The sequence below is a fragment of the Synechococcus sp. H55.9 genome (assembly GCF_047462355.1).
In the GTDB taxonomy this organism is placed as follows: Bacteria; Cyanobacteriota; Cyanobacteriia; order Thermostichales; family Thermostichaceae; genus Thermostichus.
On sequence record NZ_JANSJB010000085.1, the window covers coordinates 1 to 8,565 of the forward strand.

At 61.1% G+C, this 8,565-nt stretch carries 8 protein-coding genes; 4 read left to right on the forward strand and 4 right to left on the reverse strand.

The window, feature by feature from the left end; all coding sequences use genetic code 11:
• The first annotated feature begins 191 nt into the window (after positions 1–191).
• Together NW857_RS10475 and NW857_RS10480 are read left to right on the forward strand one after the other, a co-directional pair.
• Positions 192–1,094: a ZIP family metal transporter gene (locus NW857_RS10475; protein WP_414336515.1), complete on the forward strand. Its 903-nt coding sequence runs from the start codon at positions 192–194 to the stop codon at positions 1,092–1,094.
• Between the two features lie 47 nt (positions 1,095–1,141).
• Complete coding sequence (locus NW857_RS10480) at positions 1,142–1,924, forward strand: alpha/beta hydrolase (RefSeq protein ID WP_414335379.1); 783 nt, start codon at positions 1,142–1,144, stop codon at positions 1,922–1,924.
• On the opposite strand, the gene NW857_RS10485 is transcribed toward NW857_RS10480, so the two are convergent.
• The 4 genes from NW857_RS10485 to murC all read right to left on the reverse strand — a co-directional run bounded on the left by NW857_RS10485 (position 1,890) and on the right by murC (position 5,589).
• A complete protein-coding gene (locus NW857_RS10485) occupies positions 1,890–2,669 on the reverse strand; it encodes a DUF3598 family protein (RefSeq protein WP_414368891.1) in 780 nt (259 codons plus the stop codon). The two genes, NW857_RS10480 and NW857_RS10485, sit on opposite strands and share 35 nt — an antisense overlap.
• 86 nt (positions 2,670–2,755) lie before the next feature.
• On the reverse strand, positions 2,756–3,010 hold the full coding sequence (locus tag NW857_RS10490; protein ID WP_414335383.1) for a hypothetical protein: 255 nt from the start codon (positions 3,008–3,010) through the stop codon (positions 2,756–2,758).
• Between the two features lie 114 nt (positions 3,011–3,124).
• The gene (gene murB, locus NW857_RS10495) at positions 3,125–4,063 is read right to left on the reverse strand and encodes a UDP-N-acetylmuramate dehydrogenase (protein ID WP_414336521.1); all 939 of its coding nucleotides are present in this window, start codon (positions 4,061–4,063) and stop codon (positions 3,125–3,127) included.
• Positions 4,060–5,589: a UDP-N-acetylmuramate--L-alanine ligase gene (murC, locus tag NW857_RS10500; protein WP_414335387.1), complete on the reverse strand. Its 1,530-nt coding sequence runs from the start codon at positions 5,587–5,589 to the stop codon at positions 4,060–4,062. The genes murB and murC overlap by 4 nt, the downstream gene beginning before the upstream one ends.
• 293 nt (positions 5,590–5,882) lie before the next feature.
• Here murC and NW857_RS10505 point away from each other — a divergent pair, with 293 nt between their 5' ends.
• Together NW857_RS10505 and devC are read left to right on the forward strand one after the other, a co-directional pair.
• Positions 5,883–7,034, forward strand: a complete 1,152-nt coding sequence (locus tag NW857_RS10505; RefSeq protein WP_414349173.1) for an ABC exporter membrane fusion protein — start codon at positions 5,883–5,885, stop codon at positions 7,032–7,034.
• Between the two features lie 10 nt (positions 7,035–7,044).
• Positions 7,045–8,229, forward strand: coding sequence for an ABC transporter permease DevC (gene devC / locus NW857_RS10510; RefSeq protein ID WP_414335391.1), 1,185 nt, complete (start codon positions 7,045–7,047; stop codon positions 8,227–8,229).
• Positions 8,230–8,565: the final 336 nt, after the last annotated feature.

Consider the following 8,565-nt stretch of genomic DNA (forward strand, 5'->3'; position numbering starts at 1 on the left):
AAGGACTAGTTCACCACCACTGTCCAAGTAACAGGCCCGGCCTGAACAGGAGCCGCCTGCGTGCTGTTCAACGTGACTGGGGAGTTGGGGTAGGAGTAGGTGCCGGCTGGTGCCAAGGCCACTGCCGTTTTTACAGGGATAGTAACTGTGCAGGCTCCACCCCCAGCTACTTTCCTCCAGTGAATTGAGTGGTGTTTCCGTTAACCGGAGCCGCTGTCGAGAAAAAGAAGCGGGTAGAAGGGAAGTTCTTTTGGGAATTTCCCAGCCCGCTGGAAAAAGGGGAGAATCGAGAGGCGTTTGTCCTTGACGGAGAGTGGCTTGTGCATCCTATTGCAACGGGATCCCTGGCCAGCTTGGTGGCTGGCTTGGCGACGGGGCTGGGGGCTTTGCCGGCGCTGTTTCTCCCCTCACTCTCGGAGAGGGTGCAAGGGATCCTGCTGGGGTTTGGGGGTGGGGTGATGTTGGCCGCCACCTCGTTTTCGCTGCTGGTGCCGGGCACCGAGGCGGCGCTGGCACTGGGATATTCCCAGTTGGGGGCGGCCGTGGTGATGGTGGCGGGCCTGTTGCTGGGGGCGATCTTCCTGGAGAGTGCCCACCAGTTTCTTCCCCACGAGCACTTCTTTAAAGGGATCGAAGGGGAGAACCGCGCCCATCTAAAGCGGATCTGGCTTTTTATCATCGCCATTGCCCTGCACAACTTCCCAGAAGGCCTGGCGGTGGGGGTGGGGTTTGCCACCGGCCAAGTCGGCGATGGGCTGGTGCTGGCACTGGGGATCGGCCTGCAGAACATGCCGGAAGGGCTGGTGGTGGCCTTGTCGCTGGCAGGCCAGGGGTACTCGCGGCTATTTGCTTTTGCCATCGCTCTGCTGACCGGGCTGGTGGAGCCCATCGGCGGCATCGTGGGAGCGACAGTGGTTTCTCTGGCGCAGTCCCTGCTGCCCTGGGGCATGGCCTTTGCCGCCGGGGCGATGTTGTTTGTGATCTCAGATGAGATCATCCCCGAGTCGCACCGGCGGGGGTTGGAGCGGGAGGGCACCTTTGGCGTTCTCAGTGGGTTTGTGGTGATGCTGCTGCTGGATATTGCCCTGGGTTAAAAAGGGATCCTGTCCTGACCTGGGTCAAGTCTTGACACGAGGTTTTGATGCTGAGCAACGAGCCTTTTCTGTGGCGGGGATCAAGGGAGCACGCCTGCCTGCTGCTTCATGGGTTAGGGGGTGGTGTCTACGAGTTGCAGTGGCTGGCGGAGCGGCTGCTGGCAGCCGGCCTGACGGTGCAGGGGTTTAACTACCCTGGCCACGAGCGTCCAGCACCCCGCATGCCCCCTTCCCGCTGGACCGACTGGTACGGGCGGGTTTTGGAACATTACCTAGCCCTGCGGCAGGAGTACCCGCGTGTTTCGCTGGTGGGGTTTTCCACCGGCTGCCTGCTGGCGTTGCACCTGGCCTTTGCCCATCCTGTCCACAAATTGGTGCTGCTGGCGCCGTTTTTTGCCATTCGCCACCACTGGTACTATCTCTTTCGCCCAGAGCAGTACCTCAACAGCCTGGGCTGGCTCTTGGAAGATGTCCCTCGCTTCCGCCTGCCGATTCGGGATGGCGATGTCCGCGCGCTGGCAGAAAAAGTGGCCTATTTTCACAGCTTCCATCTGACGGCAGTGCGCAGCGCCCTTGAGCTCATCGAGCGGGTCAGGGGGGAAGTAGCCAGCATCCAAGTTCCCACCCTCATCCTGCAGCCGCGCCAAGATACGGTGGTGGATCCTGAACAAGCAGCGTGGCTTTATCAAGAACTGGGATCCGCCCAGAAGAGCCTGCATTGGCTGGAGCACTCCGACCACATTCTCACGTTGGACTGTGAGCGGGAGACGGTGTTTGCCCAGGTTTGCACCTTTCTCACCCAGGATCCCGTTCCAGCCGGATCAGCGTAACCCGTTGCCAGGCGCCGCCCTCGTCGTAGTCCCGCACCAGGCGCAGCAGGTGGCGGCCTTCCGGCCCTTCCGGAAACCAGCCTAGGCTGACGGAAAAGCGGCGATCCCGATGCAGGGTGGGGATGGGCAAGGGATCCGGCCCGCCAATCCACAGCCCCCCCGGCAAGGGAGCCCGGATCCCTGTTTCCTCTTCCCCCCAAAACTGAACTTCAGTTTCGCTGGGCAGGCTATCAACTGCAGAAAAGCTCTGGGCGATCCCCCGCCATCGCCCTTGCAGGGCCAGGCCCAGTTGCGCTTTGGTAAGTGAGGGAAAGTCGGCAGCAAGATCCAGCGCTTGGCCGCGCCGCTCCAAGATGACGGTCACCCCCACCAAGCGGCCCTGGGCGTCCCACTGTTGCACCAGCCGCGCCTTGCGATCCCCCCAGAGGAAGCCCTGCTCGACGGCAAAATCGCCAAATGGCGCCAGTTGCAGCCGCCCGTTGGAAAAGGAGCCATCGGGAAAAAAGCGCAAGCCGGGCGAGAAATCCTCATAGACCCAGCTCTGGCGGCTTTCTGGGGTGGGGGATCCCTGCGGGGGATAGTAGGCATTGGCTTGGCGGATCGCACCCAAATCCAAAGCCTCAAAGGTGATGAGGCTGCGCTTTTGGCCCACGAGTTCCCAGCCGTGGGCGGTGGGTCGATACTCGCAAAACAGGCCGTGCCATTCTCCCAGGTGCAGGGCCAGACATTGTCTCTGGGTTTTCATAAAGCCATGTGACGTAAGACTGGGGAGATGGCTTCTGTCCTAAGATCCTATCCGGGATCCCGTAGCGGGCGGAGTCCTTTCGAGTTTTAGTCGTTGTGCCGGTCTGAAGTAGGATCCCAGTCCAGGTCTTCGTGGCGGTGTTCCCGTTCCCAGCGACGCACCCAATCCCAAATGCGATAGTGCTGCTCGGCGCTGAGCTGTGTGGGATCCTGAGCCAAGGCAGCCGCTTCTTCCCCGCTGAGCAAGGCAGCCAAACTGCCGATCTCCACCAAATAGCGGCGTTCTTCTGCGGTGGTGTGGGACTGATTGAGCCGTCGAATTAAACGACGTAAAGTAGCCATATCCTGACTCATAAGCCGACGCAAAGTAATCAACGAGGATCCATCAAGGACTGGTGAGAACAGTGTAAGACCAGAATCATCAAATCATCAAAGAAACAAACGGAGCAGGCCAAATTAGCTCATCAAAGGATCGTCAAAAGATCCCAGGATGCGCACTTCTGGCTCCAGAAGTATCGACCATCGTTGATAAACCTTTTCTTGGGCCAAGCAAATCAGACGGTAGATGTCGTTGGCGCTGGCCTGGCCACAGTTGAGGATGAAATTGGCATGGCGCTCGGAGATCTGGGCCCCACCAATCCGGTAGCCCTTTAGACCGGTCTGCTCAATTAACCAGCCGGCAGGATAAGTTTCGGGGTTGCGAAAGACGCTGCCACAACTGGGCAGATGATAGGGCTGAGAGCTGAGGCGCTGGTTGAGGTTGCGCTGGGTTTCCCACTGCACCTGGGCCGGATCCCGGCCTGGGAGTAACTGCAGCGTTGCCCCCGTCACCGTCCAGGGCAAGTCCTGCAGGCGAGAGCGGCGGTAGCCAAATTGCAGATCGACAGGTTCTAAGCGGCAGGGCTCCTGCTCTTCATCCAAAATCTGCACTTCCACCAACACGTCCGCCATGGCGCGTCCGTGGGCGCCGGCATTCATCACCACTGCTCCCCCCAGCGTGCCCGGGATCCCGATGGCCCATTCCAAGCCGCTCCAGCCCCGCTTGGCGGCTGCCCGCGCCAGGTTAACCAAAGGTTCTCCGGCAGCGGCCCAGATCCTCCCCCCCTCCAACAGTTGCATCCCGCGCAAACGCCGGGTGTGGATCACCAGCCCCGGCAGGCCAGCATCGCTGATGAGCAGGTTGCTGCCCGCCCCCAACAGGGTGACAGGGATCCCTTGCGCCCGCGCCCAGGCCAAACATTGCTGCAGCTCCAGATTGTTGTGCGGCTCGCAATACCACTCCGCCTTGCCGCCCACCCGGAAGCTGGTCAGAGGGGCCAACGGGATCGCCGCTTGCATCCGTCCAGAGAGTCGGGCAACGCTGGAGGTATTGGGCACGCAGGGAGCTGTAGTCATGATGCCAATACCTCAGAAGCCCCCATCTCCCCGATCCCATTCTCCGCTTGCCCCGGCAATTTCTCCCCCAAGTCTGCCAGAGGCTGTTCCCCCACCCGAGCCGCATAGGCCCGCATCGTAGCGGCTATCTGCTGATTGAGATCACCTGCGCCCAAAAAAATAGCGAGATCTCCAGGCTGCAAAACAGAGGCCAACACCTGCGGCAATTGCGGCAAAGAGGACACGTAGCGCACCTGGGGATGGTGCTCCGCCACCGCTACGGCTAACCGCAAGCTATCGGAGCCCTCAGGGGACGCTTCTCCGGCCCCATAGGTGGGCACGATCACCACCACATCTGCATTCTCGAAGCAGCGGGCAAAATCTTGGAACAAGGCGGCCAAGCGGCTGTGGCGATGGGGCTGAAACACCGCCACCACCCGCCGCTGCTGCAGATGGGCCGCCCGCAGCGTGGCGCGAACCTCGCTGGGATGGTGGGCATAGTCGTCGATAAAGGTGACCCCGCCCACCTCGCCCTTGGCTTCAAAGCGGCGCTGCACCCCCCGAAACTGGGCCAGAGCAGAGGCAATCACGGGGAACTCCAAGCCCAACTGCCGCCCGACGGCAACGGCGGCCAAAGCGTTGCTGAGGTTGTGGGATCCCAGTACCTGCAGGCGGAGCTGGCCGAGGAGGGATCCCCTCTCCCAGATCTCGGCGGAGGTAAAGTCCGCGGCATAGACGATCTCGCGCGCCTGGTACTGGGCTTGGGGATGGCCGGCCAGGCTGTAGCCAATGTCCACCGCCAGGTGGGTGGCCACGTTGGGGCAATCTAGGCAAGCCACCAGGGTTTGGCTCTGCTGCCCGTACTGCTGAAAGGCCCGGATTACCTGCTCCAGATTGGCGTAATGATCGGGGTGATCCAGCTCGATGTTGGTGATCACGCCAATCTTGGGGTAAAGCCGCACCAGGGATCCATCCGACTCATCCACCTCCGCCACCCAATATTCCCCCTGGCCCAGACGGGCGTTGCCATCCCAGGCATCCATCTCCCCACCGATAATCAAGGTGGGATCCCAGCCCGCCGCCAGCAGCATGTAGCCAATCATACTGCTAGTAGTGGTCTTGCCGTGGGTGCCCGCCACGCCGATGCTGGGGCGATGGTTAAACAAGGCGGCCAGTAAATCAGCTCGATGCCAAACCTTTAGTCCCTTGTCTAGAGCCGCTGCCAATTCCGGGTTGCTGGGGCGGATGGCGCTGGAATAGACCACCTGGGGATCCCCGGCCAAACCCTCTAGAGTGTGGCCCTGAATAAAGCGTACCCCCAAGGCTTCCAGGCGACGGGTACGGCCATTGGCGGCAATATCTGAGCCGGAAACGCGAAACCCCTGCTTGGCCAAAATGTAGGCCAGAGCCGACATCCCCACCCCACCGATGCCCACAAAGTGATAAGTGGAAAGCAGGGGATTGAAGGGATCCCGATGCGGGAGCAAAGGCTGAGAATGAACCGGCGACGGCGTGACGGGATCCCCTCCTCCAATTGTCTCCACCATCGCAACTCCACCTCACTCCTTGCCACCACACCCAAAAAATCGGCACCTGCAGAGAGGCACCAAACAGGGCAGATCATATCAGGAATTCCTACGGCTAGGTAGCTTTTGCCCCTGAGGGCTGCCCAAGGCCGACAGATCAACCCAGATTTAGGAAAAAAAACAAAAGCAAGCACCCAGGAAAAACCTGGACATCCTCAGCTCGCAAAATTTACATTTATTAAAGAATTGGCGACACAGCAACCGTTTGCACGTTTGCGGTGCCCAACTACGGAACCAAAGCGAGTGGGGAACTAATGAATCGGCGGGTGCTCTGGTGGACGGCGGGAGCTGCGCTGCTGGGCTGTGCCAGCCTAGCCTGGCTGGGCCTGAGTCGGCAGGCAGCCACTCAGTCCATCTCAGAAAATGCTGAGGCGACAGTGGAAATCCGGCTGCCCCCCCGTATTGGCGCCCTGGGGCGCCTGGAGCCGGAAGGAGAAGTGGTGCAGGTGGCCGGCCCCCCTGGGGAGCGGGTGGGCGAGATGTTGGTGGCTGAAGGGGATCGCGTGGTGGCAGGCCAAGTGCTGGCGCGACTGGAAAACTATGGCGAGCGCCTGGCGGAGCGGGAGTATGCTGCCGCCCAACTGCAAGAAGCCCGCGCCCGACTAGAGGCCGAGACCCGCTTTGGCCAAGCCCAAGTTGAAGAGGCGCGCACCCGCCTCAACCGTCTAGACGAACCGCAACAGTTGCAGATCCGATCCCAAGAGGCGGTGGTGGAGCGCCTTCGGGCGGAGCTGGCCGATGCTGAGGCCAACCTGGCTCGCTTTCAGACCCTGTGGCAGGAGGGGGCTATCTCCCAGCAGGAGCTCGACCAGAAGGCTCTGCTGGTGCGGCAACGGCAGGAGGACTTGCGGGCCGCTGAGGCCACTCTGGATCAACTGCGCCTGGCCCGCGAGCGGGATCTGCGCAACGCCCAAGCCCAGGTGCAAGCCGCTGAAGCAGGGCTGAGGCGGGCCCAAGCGCAAGTGCAACTGGGATCCCTGGCCCGCAACCTGGAGCTGGCGGAAGCCCGTCTGGAGCGCACCCTCATCCGCGCCCCCCAGGCCGGCCAGGTGCTCAAGATCCACACCCATCCTGGGGAAGTTATCGCTGCCGACAAAGGGATCCTCGAGCTGGGCAACACCGACCAGATGATGGTGGTGGCGGAGGTCTACGAAACCGACATCCTGCGGGTGCGGCCCGGACAACGGGCCACCATCAGCAACCGCGCGCTGCCAGAAACGCTGCAGGGCCGGGTCGAGCGCCTGGGCCTGCAAATCGGCAAGAAAGACGTGCTCAACACCGACCCCGCCGCCGATGTAGATGCCCGTGTGGTGGAGGTGTATATCCGCCTGGATCCGGAAAGCAGCGCCCGCGTGGCTGGCCTGACCAACCTGCAAGTGGATGTGGCCATCGAGGTCGAGGGGTAGGGGGGGGACGATGTCCGGCCTGTTCAGCGTAGCGTTTATCGGGCGCCGCATCCCGTTGGCCTGGCTGCAGTTGACGCGGGAGAAGATCCGCCTGCTGGTGGCCCTGGCGGGCATTGCCTTTGCCTGCATCCTTATGTTTATGCAGTTGGGCTTCCAAGACAGCCTGCTGGAGAGCGCCATCCGCTTCCATGTCGCCCTCAAGGGGGAGATCTTCCTGGTCAGCCCCCAGTCCAACGCCCTCATTGCCATGAACACCTTTTCCCAGCGGCGGCTGTACCAGGCACTGGGCTTTGAGGGGGTACGGGCCATCTCGCCCGTCTATGTAGGCTTTGCCCTCTGGAAAAACCCCCAGACCCGCCGCACCCGCAGCATCTTTGTGGTGGGGGTGGATCCCTCTGCCGACCTGCTGGAGTTGCCGGAGCTGACCCCCGACAAGTTGGAGGAGATCAAGAAGGCGGACGTGGTGCTCTTCGACCGCCGCTCCCGCAGCGAGTTTGGCCCCATCCCGGAATGGTTTGAGTCCGGTCGAGAGGTCTTTACCGAGGTGGGGAACCGCCGCGTCCAGGTGGGGGGTCTGTTTGAGATGGGGGCTACCTTTGGCGCCGACGGCACCATCCTCACCAGCGACCTCAACTTCCTGCGCATTTTTCCCCAGCGGGAGCGCGGCCTCGTGGATATCGGTGTGGTGCAACTGCAGCCGGGGGTGGATCCCCAGCCGTTGGTGCAGCAGATGCGGGCCTTGCTGCCGGAGGATGTGCGGGTGCTGTCGCGGGCAGAGTTTATCGATATGGAGCAAAGCTACTGGGAGGAGGGCACGGCCATCGGCTTTATTTTCGGCCTGGGGGTGGCCATGGGTTTCATCGTCGGCATTGTGATTGTCTATCAGATCCTCTACACCGATGTGTCGGATCACCTGGCGGAATATGCCACCCTTAAGGCCATGGGCTACACGGATACTTACTTGCTGGGGGTGGTGTTTCAAGAAGCTATTTTGCTGGCCGGTCTGGGATATATTCCCGCTTTTGCCCTGGCGGTTTTGCTCTACGATTTGACGGCCAATGCCACGTTGCTGCCAATTGCCATGACCTTCAACCGGGCGGTGCTGGTGCTGCTCCTGGCGGTGAGTATGTGCTTTATCTCAGGAGCCATTGCCGTGCGGCGGCTGCGGGCAGCCGATCCCGCCGATATTTTCTAAAGTTTTGGCAAGGCGTTGCATGGGGGAGAGGAAATGGATTGTTGAATGGCTTGAACTCAACTGCCCAAAAACTTCTGGGATCCTTTCAATGATCTCCGGCCAAAGGTTTCTGGATGGTTCAATCGCGGCAGTTCCCATGATGGCCCACGATAAGTTGTCAACCCAAGTTGTTTGAGATTTTGAGCTCTCTATGCTGCCTTCCCTTCTCGATCAAGCCGCCCTCGCCTCCACCCAAAATGCCGTTGAGCCGGTGGTCAAAGCCGAAGGGGTGAACCACTACTTCGGCGAGGGATCCCTGCGCAAGCAAGTGCTTTTTGACATCAACTTCGTTTTGCA

Excerpts from the sequence above, each read along its gene's own strand:
- NW857_RS10480 (WP_414335379.1), top strand. The coding sequence starts at position 1,142 with ATGCTGAGCAACGAGCCTTTTCTGTGGCGGGGATCAAGGGAGCACGCC.
- NW857_RS10485 (WP_414368891.1), bottom strand. The coding sequence starts at position 2,669 with ATGAAAACCCAGAGACAATGTCTGGCCCTGCACCTGGGAGAATGGCAC.
- NW857_RS10490 (WP_414335383.1), bottom strand. The coding sequence starts at position 3,010 with ATGGCTACTTTACGTCGTTTAATTCGACGGCTCAATCAGTCCCACACC.
- murB (WP_414336521.1), bottom strand. The coding sequence starts at position 4,063 with ATGACTACAGCTCCCTGCGTGCCCAATACCTCCAGCGTTGCCCGACTC.
- murC (WP_414335387.1), bottom strand. The coding sequence starts at position 5,589 with ATGGTGGAGACAATTGGAGGAGGGGATCCCGTCACGCCGTCGCCGGTT.
- NW857_RS10505 (WP_414349173.1), top strand. The coding sequence starts at position 5,883 with ATGAATCGGCGGGTGCTCTGGTGGACGGCGGGAGCTGCGCTGCTGGGC.
- devC (WP_414335391.1), top strand. The coding sequence starts at position 7,045 with ATGTCCGGCCTGTTCAGCGTAGCGTTTATCGGGCGCCGCATCCCGTTG.